The organism is Methyloglobulus morosus KoM1, assembly GCF_000496735.2.
In the GTDB taxonomy this organism is placed as follows: domain Bacteria; phylum Pseudomonadota; class Gammaproteobacteria; order Methylococcales; family Methylomonadaceae; genus Methyloglobulus; species Methyloglobulus morosus.
In genome coordinates this window covers 1-15,376 of record NZ_AYLO01000077.1, presented here as the reverse complement: position 1 = coordinate 15,376, position 15,376 = coordinate 1, and the positions used below count along the sequence as shown (strand labels likewise).

At 49.3% G+C, this 15,376-nt stretch carries 12 protein-coding genes; 7 read left to right on the top strand and 5 right to left on the bottom strand.

The genetic code is table 11. The features are described 5' to 3' along the window. Positions 1-714 precede the first annotated feature (714 nt). Entirely contained in the window at positions 715-2,241 is a 1,527-nt protein-coding gene (locus MGMO_RS10315) for an alpha-isopropylmalate synthase regulatory domain-containing protein (protein WP_023494995.1), read from the top strand. 191 nt (positions 2,242-2,432) lie between these two features. Here MGMO_RS10315 and MGMO_RS10310 read toward each other — a convergent pair whose 3' ends face one another. Beyond that, positions 2,433-3,227 carry an inositol monophosphatase family protein gene (locus tag MGMO_RS10310; protein ID WP_036307478.1) on the bottom strand — a complete coding sequence of 265 codons (795 nt, stop codon included), beginning with the start codon at positions 3,225-3,227 and terminating at the stop codon, positions 2,433-2,435. 90 nt (positions 3,228-3,317) lie between these two features. Here MGMO_RS10310 and MGMO_RS10305 point away from each other — a divergent pair, with 90 nt between their 5' ends. The 4 genes from MGMO_RS10305 (at position 3,318) to radA (ending at position 7,073) form a co-directional block, all read left to right on the top strand. Further along, positions 3,318-4,055, top strand: coding sequence for an RNA methyltransferase (locus MGMO_RS10305; protein ID WP_023494993.1), 738 nt, complete (start codon positions 3,318-3,320; stop codon positions 4,053-4,055). A gap of 2 nt (positions 4,056-4,057) precedes the next feature. Next, the gene (gene cysE / locus MGMO_RS10300) at positions 4,058-4,897 is read left to right on the top strand and encodes a serine O-acetyltransferase (protein WP_023494992.1); all 840 of its coding nucleotides are present in this window, start codon (positions 4,058-4,060) and stop codon (positions 4,895-4,897) included. A gap of 66 nt (positions 4,898-4,963) precedes the next feature. Further along, positions 4,964-5,689: a M48 family metallopeptidase gene (locus MGMO_RS10295; RefSeq protein ID WP_023494991.1), complete on the top strand. Its 726-nt coding sequence runs from the start codon at positions 4,964-4,966 to the stop codon at positions 5,687-5,689. A gap of 7 nt (positions 5,690-5,696) precedes the next feature. Next, the gene (gene radA / locus MGMO_RS10290) at positions 5,697-7,073 is read left to right on the top strand and encodes a DNA repair protein RadA (RefSeq protein WP_023494990.1); all 1,377 of its coding nucleotides are present in this window, start codon (positions 5,697-5,699) and stop codon (positions 7,071-7,073) included. Here the strand turns inward: radA and MGMO_RS10285 are convergent. Next, positions 7,068-8,333, bottom strand: a complete 1,266-nt coding sequence (locus MGMO_RS10285) for an HlyC/CorC family transporter (RefSeq protein ID WP_023494989.1) — start codon at positions 8,331-8,333, stop codon at positions 7,068-7,070. The genes radA and MGMO_RS10285 overlap by 6 nt on opposite strands. A 513-nt stretch (positions 8,334-8,846) precedes the next feature. Between MGMO_RS10285 and MGMO_RS10280 the strand changes: the two genes are divergently transcribed. Together MGMO_RS10280 and MGMO_RS10275 are read left to right on the top strand one after the other, a co-directional pair. After that, complete coding sequence (locus MGMO_RS10280) at positions 8,847-9,047, top strand: hypothetical protein (RefSeq protein ID WP_023494988.1); 201 nt, start codon at positions 8,847-8,849, stop codon at positions 9,045-9,047. A 61-nt stretch (positions 9,048-9,108) separates the two neighbouring features. Further along, positions 9,109-11,934 (top strand): valine--tRNA ligase, encoded by a 2,826-nt coding sequence (locus tag MGMO_RS10275; protein WP_023494987.1) that lies wholly within the window; start codon positions 9,109-9,111, stop codon positions 11,932-11,934. Between the two features lie 204 nt (positions 11,935-12,138). On the opposite strand, the gene MGMO_RS10270 is transcribed toward MGMO_RS10275, so the two are convergent. The 3 genes from MGMO_RS10270 to MGMO_RS10260 all read right to left on the bottom strand — a co-directional run bounded on the left by MGMO_RS10270 (position 12,139) and on the right by MGMO_RS10260 (position 15,164). After that, positions 12,139-12,666, bottom strand: coding sequence for an MOSC domain-containing protein (locus MGMO_RS10270; RefSeq protein WP_152976339.1), 528 nt, complete (start codon positions 12,664-12,666; stop codon positions 12,139-12,141). A gap of 134 nt (positions 12,667-12,800) precedes the next feature. Beyond that, positions 12,801-14,258 carry a bifunctional NUDIX hydrolase/phosphatase PAP2 family protein gene (locus tag MGMO_RS10265; protein ID WP_023494985.1) on the bottom strand — a complete coding sequence of 486 codons (1,458 nt, stop codon included), beginning with the start codon at positions 14,256-14,258 and terminating at the stop codon, positions 12,801-12,803. 33 nt (positions 14,259-14,291) lie between these two features. Next, the gene (locus MGMO_RS10260) at positions 14,292-15,164 is read right to left on the bottom strand and encodes an alpha/beta hydrolase (RefSeq protein WP_023494984.1); all 873 of its coding nucleotides are present in this window, start codon (positions 15,162-15,164) and stop codon (positions 14,292-14,294) included. Positions 15,165-15,376 lie beyond the last annotated feature (212 nt).

Below are 15,376 nucleotides of genomic sequence, written 5' to 3'. Positions count from 1 at the left end.
CTACTATGCCGGTTTCATCATTGAAAAGAAAACAATTTAAAGTCCCCGATAGGGGATCAGTAAATCCCTCGCCTTTAGGCGACAGGGATAAGGGGATCGGTCTAGAATAGTGGCATGAAAGATTACAAGTGCTGAAGCCATACGATTTTAGAGTGTAAATGCCCGCCCTTGGTATGGGTAACAAAATATCGCTTAAATGGTGTTGGCTTGCGTAGACCTGCGGCGAAACGGATGGTGTATGGAAGAAATAAATTGAAGGCCAGTCGAATGAACCCGACGATGATTTCGGTGGTGTAATCGACCCATTGGGTCGATCAAATCCGGCTTTGAGCCGTAACCCGAAGCCACCGGCTTTTAGCCGGTGGAGTATTCACACCTCGTTAGATTCATGCTATTCATAATTAAACAAAAAATCATATGATTGCCCTAATAAGAGTTAAGTTTGAGAAAAATGCTTGAATAACAAAAACTTATTTGCGTTCAGTGCGTAGGTTGGGTTAGCCCCGCAATTGCAACTTATTTTGAATTACTGTGACGGTTGGGCGGGGCGTATCCCAACATTGGGCTGTATAGAAATGTTCGTTGTTGGGTTACGGCGCACGATCGCCGATGAGAAAGTTTCGCCTAGTTGCCGTGTGCGGCTTTTATGCCCTATGGGTAACCCAACCTACAGATTTGCCCCTTTAGATTGCCATTTTTATAGAAAAGCCCGTAATGACCAGAACCATCCAACTCATGGACACCACCCTGCGCGACGGCGAGCAGACGCAAGGCGTGTCGTTTACACCTGCCGAAAAAGTCAGTATTGCCAAAGCCTTATTGCAATCGTTACGGGTAGACCGTATCGAAGTGGCATCCGCCCGTGTGTCGCAAGGCGAGAAAGAGGCGGTGAAAAGCATTAATGATTGGGCAAGGCATGAAGGCTTCGACGGGCGGGTAGAAGTGCTGGGTTTTGTTGACCATACCCGGAGTGTCGATTGGATACTCGAAACAGGCGGCAGGGTGATCAACCTGCTGACCAAAGGCAGTGAAAAACATTGCCGTGAACAGCTCGGCAAAACCCTAGCCCAACATACCGCCGATATTCTCCAGACAATCCGATATGCATTGGACAAAGGGCTAAAGGTGAATGTGTATCTGGAAGACTGGTCGAACGGTTATCATGATAATCCGGCTTATGTTTATGAATTGGTCGATAACTTGCGCCATGCCGGAATTGACCATTTCATGCTGCCCGATACGTTGGGCGTGTTGTCGCCCGACGAGGTATTTGCCAACCTGGGCGATATGTGCAGCCGTTATCCTGAATTGCAATTCGATTTCCATCCCCATAACGATTACGGACTAGCGACCGCGAATGTGATGGCAGCAGTACGTGCGGGTGTCAACTCCATCCATTGTACGATCAATTGCCTGGGCGAACGGGCGGGCAATGCATCGTTGGCCGAAGTCGCCGTGGTTTTGCGCGACAAGATGCACCTACAGCTTGCCATTGATGAAAGCCATATCTTTGCGATCAGCAATATGGTGGAAACTTTCTCCGGTAAGCGTGTTGCCGCCAATGCACCAGTCATCGGTGCGGACGTATTTACCCAAACGGCGGGTATCCATGCGGATGGCGACCACAAAGGCGGTTTGTATAAAACTAAGCTAGGTCCAGAGCGGTTTTCACGCACCCGCAGTTATGCGTTGGGTAAAATGAGCGGCAAGGCATCCTTGAAGAAAAATCTGGAGAAATTGGAACTGGAACTGTCCGAGGAAGACCAGAAAAAAGTCCTGGAACAAATCGTCCGTTTAGGCGATTCCAAGCAAACCATTACGGCGGATGACTTGCCCTTTATCATTGCCGATGTCCTTGCAAGCAAGGATTACCAGCATATCAAGTTGTTGAATTGCTCCATCACCAGCGGCTTCAACCTGGAGTCTACCGTCAGTATACGGGCCAGCATTAACGGCAAGGAGCATGTGGCTTCGGGTTTCGGTAATGGCGGTTATGATGCGTTCATGCACGCCATCGAAAAAGTGTTGGCATTATACGATTACGCCTTGCCCAGGCTCGCAGACTATGAAGTGCGTATCCCTAAAGGCGGACTGACCAGTGCGCTGACGGAATGCGTAATCACCTGGGATTGTGGTGGCAATATCCGCAAGACCCGTGGTGTCCATGCTAACCAGGTGTTTGCGGCGGTGCTGGCGACACTTAGGATCATCAATATGCAGTTGCATGAGATGAAATTGTAGGGATTGTCATTCCGGCAATCCCTGCCGGAATGACAAGTCGCTGCAAAATTGTATTAACACAAAGCGCATTGGAATGAAATCTTGGTTCCGCTTATCGTTCGATCATCCGATAAGTTCATAATTCGCCACGTAGGTAACCAATCTTTACCGTTCGTCCTGAGATTCGAAGGGCTTGACCAAATTTAACCCAATTATTTCAAATTCTCCGTCACATGCGGTTCGATCAATTTGTACAATAATTGGTGCATTTTTACGCTTCCTGCAATCACATTACCGGATGCGAGGTAATTGTCATTAAAAGAAAGGTCGGTGACGACTCCGCCTGCTTCCTGTATCAATAGGATTCCTGCCGCCATATCCCACTCCATGATGCCGATTTCCCAGAATCCGTCCAGACGACCGGCGGCAACATAAGCCAAATCGAGCGCGGCTGCACCTGCCCGACGAATACCAGCGGCTTGCATGGAGATGGCTTTGAACATGCCAACATAAGCATCCAGATGAAGGTCGGTTTTAAAGGGGAAGCCGGTGCCAATCAATGCGCCTTTCATAGTGCCTTGGTTGGTTACCCGCAAGCGGCGGCTATTTAACATAGCGCCGCCACCACGCCGTGCGGTGAACAATTCGTCACGTAAGGGATCGTAAATCACGGCAACTTCCAACCGTCCTTTGTGCTTTAAGGCGATGGAGACGGCATATTGTGGAAAACCATGCAGAAAATTGGTGGTGCCGTCCAACGGATCAATCACCCAGACAAAGTCATTGCCCTGGTGTCGTCCGCTTTCCTCAGCAAGAATCGCGTGGTCGGGGTAGGCCGTTCGGATGATATTGATGATTTCCCGTTCGGCGGCGCGGTCTACATCGCTGGCAAAGTCGTTTTTGCCTTTTTGGTCGATATTGAGCTGGCCGATGTTATCGGATGAACGCAGGATGATGTCGCCAGCACTGCGGGCAGCGCGGATGGCGATATTGAGCATGGGTTGCATAGGTTAATTGTATAATGAGCGGTTAGAAAACACGGTTAGGATAACAAATCTTTTGATAAACTTGGCTCTTTTTTTAAACAAGGGGCGGCGTTGCTGGCTAACATAAAGATTGTCCTGGTCGAAACTTCGCATCCCGGCAATATCGGTGCGGTTGCCAGGGCGATGAAAAATATGGCGATGGGTAACCTGTGCCTGGTCAATCCCAAGGTTTTTCCGAGTGCCGATGCCACGGCACGGGCTTCGGGTGCGGATGACATTTTGGCTGCCGCCAGGGTTTACCCGACATTGCCGGATGCCATTGCCGATTGCCAGTTGGTGTTAGGGACTAGCGCAAGGTGCCGCACGATTAGCTGGCCGGAGTTGACTCCACGTGAATGTGCGGAGAAAGTCGTTATTCATGAACCGGGCAATCAGGTGGCTATCCTGTTCGGTCGGGAGAATTCGGGATTGAAGAATCACGAATTGGACTTATGCCATTACTTGCTGCGGATTCCCTGCAACAGCAAATATAGTTCCTTGAATATCGCCGCCGCCGTGCAAGTCGTCTGTTATGAATTGTTTGTGGCTGCGGGGTTGCAGGAAAACAACCGGGTCGGCGATAAAGGCGAAATCCCGCTGGCGTCGGCTGAACAAATGGAGTCGTTTTATGGTCATTTACATCAAGCCTTGATCGATATTGATTTTATGCAACCCGATCAGTCGAATTCCATTATGCGGCGATTGCGCCGAATTTATAACCGGATACACTTGGATAGCAAAGAACTGGACATTCTCAGGGGTATTTTAAGGATGTCCCAAGGCAATAAGGCTAAAACAAAGCGGAGCTAATGATGTTAGAACGGATAAAAGAAGATATAGCCTGTGTGTTCGGACGCGATCCCGCCGCACAATCGGTGTTGGAAGTGGTCACGGCCTATCCAGGGTTTCATGCGGTGCTGATCCACCGTATTAGCCATACCCTTTGGAATGCCGGATTCAAATGGATGGCGCGGTTTATTGCCCATATCAGCCGTTGGTTGACGGGCATTGAGATCCATCCCGGCGCGCAAATCGGCAGGCGTTTCTTCATCGACCATGGCATGGGCGTGGTGATCGGTGAGACGGCAGTCATCGGCGATGACTGCACCTTATACCACGGCGTAACATTGGGCGGCACGACCTGGAATAAGGGCAAACGCCATCCAACATTGCATGATGGCGTAGTTATTGGTGCAGGCGCTAAAGTTCTTGGCCCCATTGAAATTGGCGCAGGTGCGCGCGTGGGATCAAATTCGGTCATCCTAAAGCCCGTTCCGGCAGGAGCGACGGTAGTTGGCATCCCAGGCCATGTCATTGACATGCAAGCCAGGGCGGACAAACCGCAATACGGCTGGCTGGACAGCAACCCCGAATTGTCAAAAGAACCTGAAGCACAGAAAAAACAAACCGAACGCGATAAAATCGCCAGCAAAATGGGCTTCGATGCTTACGGCGCGACCGCCGACATGCCCGATCCGGTTGCTTATGCGATCAACCACATGCTCGACCATATCCAAACCCTGGATAAGCAAATAGAAACCATGCAGAAAGCCATTAACGATGCCGGGATCAAGTGCGCAAAAATGCAGATGGATTCGTTGGAGGACTGCCAGATTGCGGATGGGTCGGTAAAACGGAAAAAGGCTGGCTAACCTGTTTTTATCCTAATCCTTCGCTAATGCTACGATAGCTTCGCCACCACTCACAGATACCACTGAATGACTACGTTACCCTTTACTTATCGCATTCGACGCAGCTTACGGGTTGCCAATGCGCGTATTGTGGTCAAGCCTGGTCAGGTGGAAATTGTCGCTCCACTGCAAATACCGGAGCATAAACTGCATAAATTTGTTCAGGCAAAACAGCAGTGGATTACCCAGGCACTCAACAAAATGGCGGATTCGAGTCCGCAACAAAGTAGTTTCGTGCCGATTGAGTATAAATCCGGGGCAAGCATTGCTTACCAAGGCAACGTATATCCGCTGACGGTCAAGTCATCGAAATTGAAACGGGTGAAAATAGAGTTTAGTGAAGGATATATCGCCCATATCCCCGAAACCATGCATCCCGATAGGCACAACCCTGAAATCAGGGAAGCCTTAATTCGCTGGATGAAAAAACAGACTAAACCACTTGTTGAGCAGCTAGTGGACATTCATGCCGCCAAAAAACAGCTATTCCCCCGAAGGATTACCGTCAAGACACAGAAAAGCCGTTGGGGTAGTTGCGGAATCCACAATGACATCAACATTAACTGGCTGTTGCTTATGGCGCCGAAAGAAGTGTTGGAATACGTGGTCGTGCATGAGCTTTGCCATATTCGGGTAAAAAACCATTCCCGCCAATTTTGGTCGTTGGTTGGAGAACATATACCCGATTATCAAAGTAGGCGGTTGTGGTTGAAAATGCAGGGACGTGGATTGATGATGGCTTTTTCAGATTAACCTGCAAATGAGTAAGAAAGCCAAAATCGCCTTTGTTTGCCAAGAATGCGGCGCGGATTACCCGCGTTGGAATGGGCAGTGCACCAGTTGCGGCGAATGGAACGCGATCAAGGAAGTTAGGTTGGGGGCAGTCGCTAGTGAACGCAACAATCGTTCCTTGGGCTATGCGGGCAGTGTTTCAGAAGTGAAGTTACTGTCTGATGTCAGTTTGGCGCAGGCAGAACGTATTGCGACGGGCATGTCCGAATTTGACCGAGTGCTGGGCGGCGGCATTGTGACAGGCAGCGTGGTGTTGATCGGCGGAGCCCCAGGGGCGGGCAAAAGCACGCTATTGCTACAGGCAATAGCCAATATTGCGATCCAAGGTGTGCCAGTGCTCTATGTGTCTGGCGAAGAGTCCTTACAGCAAATTGCCGAACGGGCTCACCGTTTAGGATTGCCTGCCGACAAAATCATGATGCTGGCTGAAACCTCCGTACAACGGATTTGCGATGTGCTGGACGAAATCCAACCGAAGGTGTTGGTGATTGATTCCATCCAGGTCGTTTATTCCCAAGATGTGGAATCCGCACCGGGTTCGGTCTCGCAAGTCAGGGAATCGGCGAGTTACCTGACCCAGTATGCAAAAAAACACCACATTTCCATTTTTATGGTCGGTCATGTCACCAAAGATCAATCCCTGGCAGGGCCTATGACCTTGAGCCATATCGTCGATACCCAGGTGATGCTGTCGTCCACCGATGATGCCCGGTTTCGGGTGTTGAGGGCGGATAAGAACCGCTTCGGCAGTGTCGGGGAGTTGGGTTTTTTTGCGATGGACAGCGCTGGCTTAAAAGAAGTGAAAAATCCCTCGGCCATGTTCCTGAACCGACCGGACAAGCCCTCTCCTGGTAGTGTGGTGACGGTGTTGTGGGAAGGTACGCGTCCGTTGTTGGTTGAAATTCAGGCTTTGGTCACGGAATGCCAGTACGGTAACCCACGCAGGCTTGCGGTCGGCTTTGACCAAAACCGTCTCGCCATGTTGCTGGCGGTGTTGACTCGCCATGGTGGCATTTTTACGGCGAATGACGAAATTTATGCCAATGTAGTAGGCGGCATTCGGGTGACGGAAACCAGCTCCGACTTGGCGATTATCGTCGGCATTGTTTCCAGCTTTAGGGATAAGGTGATACCGCACGAGGCGTTCTTTTTCGGGGAAATCGGCTTGAGCGGGGAAATCAGGCCCGTTGCGAACGGTCAGTCGCGTTTAAACGATGCCGCCAAGCACGGCTTTAAAATAGCGGTGATCCCCAAGGCTAATGCACCCAAAAAACGGATTGAAGGCTTGCAAATCCACCCCGTTGCGACGCTTTCGGAAGCGTTGGATGTCGTTTCCCAACTATGACGGTTTGGTCGAATGCTCAGGCAAAAACTTAACCAGCTTGACCGCCATTCCATCACGCTTAATAATTTCCAACGGATAACCGTGCAGCTTAATGCTTGTCCCGGCCTCGGGTATGGTTTCCATAAACTCGATGATCAGGCCGTTCAGCGTCTTCGGGCCTTCCGTCGGCAACTCCCATTGCATAAAGCGGTTAAGTTCCCGCACCGTTATGTTGGCATCGACCAGGTACGTGCCGTCGCCTTGCACCCTGACCATCGTATCGTCAGTGATCATTTCACCGACAATCTCCTGCAATAAGTCATCCAGCGTCACCAAACCTTCCACGTCGCCGTATTCGTCGACAACTAGGCCGATCCGAATTTTTTCGGACTTGAATTTCACCATTTGGGCATGGACAGGCGTGGTGTCGGGGATGAAAACCGGTTTGCTGAGCAAGCTGACAATCATTTGCTTGTCAAAGTCCCCATGATTAATCAACACCAGCACTTTCCGCAAATGCAAAAAGCCAATCACGCGGTCTATGCTTTTCTTGTACACCGGCAAGCGGGTATGTGGGCTGGTTTTTATCTGGTTGACGATGTCTTCAAGCGGCGCCTCCATGTCGATGCCCACGATTTCATTGCGGGGTGTCATGATGTCTTCAACCGTTGCCGATTCCAAATCCAGGATACCCATCAGCATTTTATGGTAACGCGCTGGCATGAAACTTTCCGCTTCGGCGATAACGACCTTTAATTCGTCTTTGCTGAGCGATTCCATGCCGTGCGCTTTAACGTCAATCCTAAATAGCCGTAACAGCAGGTTAACAAAAATGTTAACGAATTCGATGACTGGGTAAAACAGCCTCAGTAAAGGGACGTAAACCCATGCCGAGGGAAACGCCAAGGTTTCTGGCCGGACGGCGGCATACGTTTTTGGCGTGGCTTCCGAAAAAATCAAGGTGACGAGAATCAGGATGCCGTCGGCAATCAGGACATTGCTCTCCTGCTCTGGATAAAGCCGGATGGCGATAATCGTGACGACAGAGGCGGCTACGGTATTGACAAAGATATTGCCCAGCAAAATCATACCCAACAAACGGTCAGGCCGTTGCAACAACCTTTGGGCTTTGATTGCGCCCTTATGCTTGAGTTTGACTAAATGTCTCAGACGATAACGGTTTAAGGCCATCAATGCCGTTTCTGAACCGGAAAAAAACGCGGAAAGAAAAAGCATCAAGACGAGTATGCCAACGAGCATACCCAGGGACAAATCGTTCAAAAGCGGTCTCTTGGGAAGTAAAAACTGGTCTAGTGTCTACTAAGTGAAAATTTTGTCAAGCGGTGATGGCCAAAGGGATACTTAATGCACCTGATTTTTGGGCTTTATTGCGACAAAAACATCCCGATCGGGCTTCATCGTCATATTCATAGCGGTAACGGCTTGCATTTGAAAACAGCCTAGTTCGCATTGATGCTATTTTTTGCTTAAATAACTGCAAATGAACTTAATATTTAATTGGGACAGGCTGTTAAATTCATGTGGAAAAGTTTATTTGAAGCCACTTACACCAAAATCTCCCAACGCCTATTCTTAAACTGTTAAAATATTTGCTTTACTTTTAATGATATAGATAAGGAAAGTTGCTGTGGATGCAACTGGGGCATAAGAACGCTAGAAACCTAAATAACCTGGAATCCCTATGAACATACAACATGATGATGTAATACGGATTATCTCTGCCAGAAAAGCAACGGCAACTGAAACGGCAACTTACGTTAAGAGGCAAGAAAAATGAAAGAAGAATACGATTTTTCAAACGCTGAACAAGGCAAATTTTATGTGCCTGTCGAGGACATTCAATTGCCGATATATCTGGATAGGGACATCTTGGAATACTTCAATGAAAAGCGTGTTGGCAAACAGGACAATTTACAGACGTTAGTGAATGATTTGTTACGGAAAGACATTGAAATTGCGAAAAGAGTAATTTGAAGGCAGCTTAGCAATAGAACCTGGATTGAAGTTTAGAAAATAATTAAAAAACAAAAGTTACATGGAAAAAACCTACGCACCGCACGACATCGAACAACGCCTGTATCAAAACTGGGAAACCAAAGGCTATTTTGCGCCGTCAGGGCAGGGCGAGCCTTATTGCATCATGATCCCGCCGCCTAATGTCACCGGCAGCCTGCACATGGGGCACGGCTTTAATAATACGATTATGGATGCGTTGATCCGTTACCAGCGGATGCAGGGCAAAAATACCTTATGGCAGGTCGGTACCGACCACGCTGGGATTGCCACGCAAATGGTGGTCGAACGGCAACTGGCAGGGGGGGGCTTAACCCGCCACGATCTCGGACGGGAAAAATTTCTGGAAAAAGTGTGGGAATGGAAAGCCGAATCCGGCGGTACGATTACCCGCCAGTTGAGGCGCTTGGGTTCGTCGGTAGATTGGACGCGCGAACGCTTCACGATGGACGAAGGCTTATCCAAAGCGGTGCAGGAAGCTTTCGTTCAGCTTTACGACGACGGCTTGATTTACCGCGGCAAGCGCTTGGTTAATTGGGATCCTAAGTTACATACCGCGATTTCCGACTTGGAAGTAGTGAGCGAGGAAGAAAAAGGCTCGATGTGGCATTTCCGTTACCCACTTGCTGATGGCTCTGGGCATCTTGTTGTTGCAACTACACGGCCTGAAACCATGCTCGGCGATACCGCCGTTGCCGTCAATCCGAACGACGAACGCTTTCAGCACCTTATTGGCAAAATCGTTACGCTGCCGATTACTAACCGTGAAATCCCGATTATCGCCGATGATTACGCCGATCCTGAGTTTGGCACCGGTTGCGTCAAGATTACGCCTGCGCATGATTTCAACGATTACGAAGTCGGCAAACGCCATAACCTACCGTTGATAAACGTATTCGACCGCGACGCTAAAGTCATCGGCGAATTTACCGTGTTGACCTTTGAAGGTTATGCCGGAACGCACGGTGAAAAAGCGCCAGCCGCCTACGTCGGGTTGGATCGCTTTGAAGCACGTAAAAAGATAGTTGCCGAAATCGAAAGTCTTGGCTTATTGGAAAAGATCGACCCACATACCTTAAAAGTGCCGCGCGGCGACCGCTCCGGTGTGGTTATCGAGCCGTGGCTGACCGACCAATGGTACGTCAATGCCAAAGAACTCGCCAAACCGGCGATAAAGGCCGTGGAAGACGGCGACATCAAATTCGTGCCGCAGCAGTATGAAAACCTATATTTTTCCTGGATGCGCGACATTCAAGACTGGTGTATTTCCCGCCAGCTTTGGTGGGGGCATCGCATCCCTGCCTGGTATGACAACCACGGCAATGTTTATGTCGGGCGGGATGAAGCCGAAGTGCGCAGCAAATACGGTCTGCCGACAGATAACGAATTGCGTCAAGATGAAGACGTATTGGATACTTGGTTTTCGTCGGCCTTGTGGACATTCTCCACTTTAGGTTGGCCTGAAAAAACCAAAGAACTGCTTACCTTTCATCCCACCGATGTCTTGGTAACGGGTTTCGACATCATTTTCTTCTGGGTGGCGCGGATGATTATGATGACCATGCACTTCATGAAACACGAAGATGGAACGCCACAAGTCCCATTCAAAAACGTGTACGTTCACGGGCTGGTGCGTGATGCCGAAGGCCAGAAAATGTCCAAGTCCAAAGGCAACGTGCTTGATCCGCTGGACATTATCGACGGTATTACCTTAGACGAACTGGTTGCCAAGCGTACCAGCGGCTTGATGCAACCGCAAATGGCGGAAAAAATTGACAAGCGCACCCGCAAGGAATTCCCCGACGGTATCGCGCCTTACGGTTGCGATGCCCTGCGCTTCACCTTCGCCTCGCTCGCATCCACTGGGCGCGACATCAAATTCGACATGGGGCGGGTGGAAGGCTACCGCAATTTCTGCAACAAGCTGTGGAATGCGGCGCGCTTTGTGTTGATGAATACCGAAGGGCAGGATAACTGCATATCCGGCTTGGATTGCCAGTACACCCAAGTCGATCATTGGATCAACACCCGTATGAATCAAGTCATTGCGACGACCAGTCAAGCCATCGAGAATTACCGTTTTGACTTGGCGGCGCAAGCCATCTACGACTTTACCTGGAACGAGTTTTGCGACTGGTACTTGGAATTGGCAAAAATTTCCCTGCAATCGGACGATGTGGTCATCCAACGCGGTACGCGCAAGACCTTATTGGCCGTGTTGGAAACTGTGCTGCGTTTAGCCCATCCTATCATGCCGTACATTACCGAGGAAATATGGCAAACCGTCGCGCCGCTGGCTGGCATCAAGGGCGAGACCATCATGTTGCAGCCTTATCCAGCAATCAATACAGCCCAGGAGGATGCAGAAGCTGTTACAGCTTTGGAATGGGTCATGAATTTCATCTTAGGGGTGAGGCGCATTCGCGGGGAGATGAACATTGCACCCGGTAAGCCGCTGCCTGTTTTATTGCAAGATGTGACTGACCAAGACCAAAAATATTTGGCGCGTAACCAAACCTACCTTAAAAAATTAGGCCGTCTGGAAGCTATTACCTGCTTAGAAAGAGATGAAATTGCCCCTGAATCCGCCATCGCCTTGGTGGGAAATCTTAAGTTATTAATCCCAATGGCAGGTTTAATCGACAAAGAGGCAGAACTGGCGCGATTGGACAAAGAAATCCAACGCATCCAAAACGACTTGCCGCGCGTCGAAGGCAAGTTGAGTAATCCGGCGTTTGTCGATAAAGCACCTGCAGAGGTCATCGAAAAGGAAAAGGCAAAGTTAGCCGACATGCACCAGGCATTAACTAACTTGCAAGTTCAAAGGGAGAAAATTAAGGATTTGTAATTTCAAAACATATATCGTTTCCACACTGTAGCGTGAGGGCCGTAGGGTGGATTAGCCGCGCAACACTCTCTATTTATCCGTTTTGATTACTTTTGGGCGCGGCGTAATCCGCCGAATGTGGTGTGTATCTAAATGGCGGATTACGACGCGCGGTAAATTTGCACATACATAAAAATTATACGGTTTGCGCGTCTAATCCGGTATCTACATAGAAATAATGTCGCTAAATATTTCATCCCCCAACCTCACCACTCCATCCGTCAACACCTCCGCCCGAATGCCGCCTTTGTTGATAAAGGCGCGAATAATGTCGGTCTGGGAAAGTGAGGTGGCTGGAAAATGCCTAGCCATGACTTTACACGGCTCGCACAGTTCGATGCCTCGGCATTCTACCTGACCAATCTTGAATGTCTTGCCGACTAGGCCATTCAACCGGATACCATTCGTAATAAGATTGCGCCGGGTGGCGTTTAGGGGAAGGTTTAATTGATAAGTCTGGTTGAATTCTTCGATGACTTCCCATTCGATTAAGGTCAGGTTGCGTCCCGGCTGTTTTTGCCGGTAGCCGAAAAAGCGGTCGCCGACGATGCCTTTTTTGGCTTTCAATTGCACGGCATCAAAGGCTAATTGTTCAGCATGTTTAGATGGGGCGACAAAAATAGCGGAGATATGGCCTGTCATCCTACTTATCTCAAAATTTAATGAAACTCTGGGTAAGTTGATTTCGTTCATGCCCTTCGACTTCGCTCAGGAGAGCGTTAGACAGGCTCACCACGAACGGAATCAACCCGTAACCGTTCGTCCTGAGCCCTTCGATATACTCAGGAGAGCCTTGTCGAAGGACTTAATCAGAGCTTTCTTAAAGGTTAGCGCTGCAAAGATTTAGTCCGGTTCGTGCAAAGCAACAGATACATACCCACCATCAGCCATAGCCCAATCAACAGGTAGGAAGCAAAGTAAACCAGCATGACAATGATGCTGTCGGCTTGGTGACTGGCGATGGTTTTAGCGGCGTTATCTAGCAGTACGATACCGATGATACCTAAGCCTGCGAGCAGGCTTTTGCTTTGCCAGGAGATGGCGACTTTTTTGTGCAAGGCTTGCGTCCTGTCAACGCACAAGCCCAAATATAAACCCAGTGTTAATCCGCCTAATTGGATTGATAGCGATCCGGGCGCAAAAAAGGTGGCTGCCGTAATGAGGACAAACCCGATCACCCAAGGCAACTTTCTTACCAACAGGATTTGATGCCAGCGTCCCGTTCTTTCTAAACGGATAAACAGGCATAGCAGGAGCAGCCCAAGCCCCGCGCCGGCGACCACGTCGGAGAAAAAATGTGCGCCCCAATAAACGCGGGCAAGGCCGCAGCCGATAAGCAAAGAAATCAGCAACCCCAAGCCGGATCGATGATGTTGTGCCGGTAACAAATGCTTGAAAGAATGCCAGCAATAACCCCAAATGACAGTGGCTACCAAGACATGTCCACTCGGCAAGCCAAATCCGTAAGCTTCCATGCGCTGTAGTTGCGGCATTAAATGAAAAGGGCGCGGCTGGGCAAAAAGCACTTTTAAGATAGTGTTCAACTCAGCGGCCATTATCAATAGCGCGATACATCGCAAGCCAATGTTCCAGCCCGCATAAACCCAAATGATGGGAACAAGAAAAAAGAAGAGTGAATTTTCGCCCAGTATATTCAGCAGCCTGAATAAGGGGTCGGCTTGCGGGGCCAGCCATTGTTGAAATTGGCTGATGGCTTCCAGTTCAACTTTGTGCAGCTTGTTGATGGGCATAGCCAGTTCGGGTATCAGAACTGTCCGACTTTGCCATTCGAGGTGGTTTTTAATGTCAGGCAGTGCGTTAATTTGATGGGGAAAGCGCAGTTCCGACGCGTCAACAGATTGTGGGCGGATCAAATAAACTTGGCGAACTTCTTTGGCATAGTCGGGGGCAGAAAGCGCGTAAACAATCGGCTTGGATTCAAAGCCCATTCTGGAGAGAAGGGGAACTGGCGTATCGCTTCTGCATAAGTACTGGGCAGATCGGTCGGAGGCACTTATTTGGGGGCCGACAGTGACTTTTAAGCCTGTTTCCTCGTAGGTTTCCCGTTGGGCGGCTTGTTCAGGGCTTTCCCCTGAATGGAGGTAACCGCCGGGAAAAGACAGGCGATTGCTGAGTATATCCTTTACCAGGACTATTTCATCATTAACAAAAATAACACACGCCGCACCTTTGAAATCCTGTGCGTTTACGGGAGTTATTGACAAGCAATAACCGATCAAGGCAAGCAAGACGTAAGTTTGAATAAGTGGCTTTTCGGGTGTCATGCGATGGCTGGTTAAATCTGCGGCAACATTAGGTTATCGGTTTTCCAGGGAATGGTTAACAAATGCAACAACATCATGCAATATCGGCTGATGTGTCTGGAAGGGGATTGTCAGTGCTCCCATGATAGCGACATGGTTAATGCCGTCATAACGATGGGCTTCTACGTGGCCGCCTTTGCGTTGGACTGTGCGTGTTAAGCTTTCTATGTTGACCGGCTTTACGATGCTGTCATCATTGCCGTAGAGCAGCAATAACGGGGGTTCTGTCCCGTCTACAAAGTTGACGGGTTGGGTATTGGGATAGTTCTTTACAGGGCCGAAAACGATGAGTTGATAATCATCGGTAAACGGCAAGAAATCGTAAGGCCCCGCCAAACCGATAAAGCCTTTGATGCTCTGGTAAGTGCTTGGTTTTAAGTACGTTTCATTCAGCGTCAATAGGGCGGCAATATGCGCGCCGGCAGAATGCCCCATCAGGAACAGCTTATTTGAATCGCCGCCGTATTCGGCGATGTGGGCTTTAACCCATTCGACAACGTGGCTGGCATCGCGCATGATACCGTCAAACTTGACTTCGGGATGGCGGCGGTAATCCGGGATGACGACGTTAAATCCTTGAGCCGTGAGTGCTTGGGCTACAAAAAGGTAATCCTCTTTATTCAGGGTTTCACAGCCACCCCAGCAGCCGCCGTAAAAGAAAATGACGGTCGCCTGGCGGCTGCTCTTATGTTCAGGTAAGTAGACAGAGAGCCGGTTAAGTTCATGGTCGCCATAAGCAATATTTTCAATGGCGGTGTAGTTATCCAAATGTGTCAGTGAATTGGCAAGATACAATCCCAGGTAGCCGCAACCCGTAAGGGTCAGCGGCAAAACCAGCTTTATAAAGATTATTACTGCTTGTTTCATCTGATTTTTCTGGTGTCAGTCGATATTACTTTAAGGGCTGAAATTCACTGAAGGAATCTCTGGGCAAGTCCTTCGACAAACGCGGGACGAACATTAAGGTATTGATACCGTTCATGGTGAGTATTTAGGATAACCTTGTTGAATCATGAAGGGAATCGACTGTTCCAGGAATTCTTAGAGTAAATAGGCTATGGGATAAATGAGAGTATAAG

Bases quoted from the DNA above. Each gene is read 5' to 3' on its own strand.
- MGMO_RS10270 (WP_152976339.1), bottom strand. From the start codon at position 12,666: ATGAACGAAATCAACTTACCCAGAGTTTCATTAAATTTTGAGATAAGT.
- MGMO_RS10265 (WP_023494985.1), bottom strand. From the start codon at position 14,258: ATGACACCCGAAAAGCCACTTATTCAAACTTACGTCTTGCTTGCCTTG.
- MGMO_RS10260 (WP_023494984.1), bottom strand. From the start codon at position 15,164: ATGAAACAAGCAGTAATAATCTTTATAAAGCTGGTTTTGCCGCTGACC.
- MGMO_RS10275 (WP_023494987.1), top strand. From the start codon at position 9,109: ATGGAAAAAACCTACGCACCGCACGACATCGAACAACGCCTGTATCAA.
- cysE (WP_023494992.1), top strand. From the start codon at position 4,058: ATGTTAGAACGGATAAAAGAAGATATAGCCTGTGTGTTCGGACGCGAT.
- MGMO_RS10280 (WP_023494988.1), top strand. From the start codon at position 8,847: ATGAAAGAAGAATACGATTTTTCAAACGCTGAACAAGGCAAATTTTAT.
- MGMO_RS10310 (WP_036307478.1), bottom strand. From the start codon at position 3,227: ATGCAACCCATGCTCAATATCGCCATCCGCGCTGCCCGCAGTGCTGGC.
- MGMO_RS10315 (WP_023494995.1), top strand. From the start codon at position 715: ATGACCAGAACCATCCAACTCATGGACACCACCCTGCGCGACGGCGAG.
- MGMO_RS10295 (WP_023494991.1), top strand. From the start codon at position 4,964: ATGACTACGTTACCCTTTACTTATCGCATTCGACGCAGCTTACGGGTT.
- radA (WP_023494990.1), top strand. From the start codon at position 5,697: ATGAGTAAGAAAGCCAAAATCGCCTTTGTTTGCCAAGAATGCGGCGCG.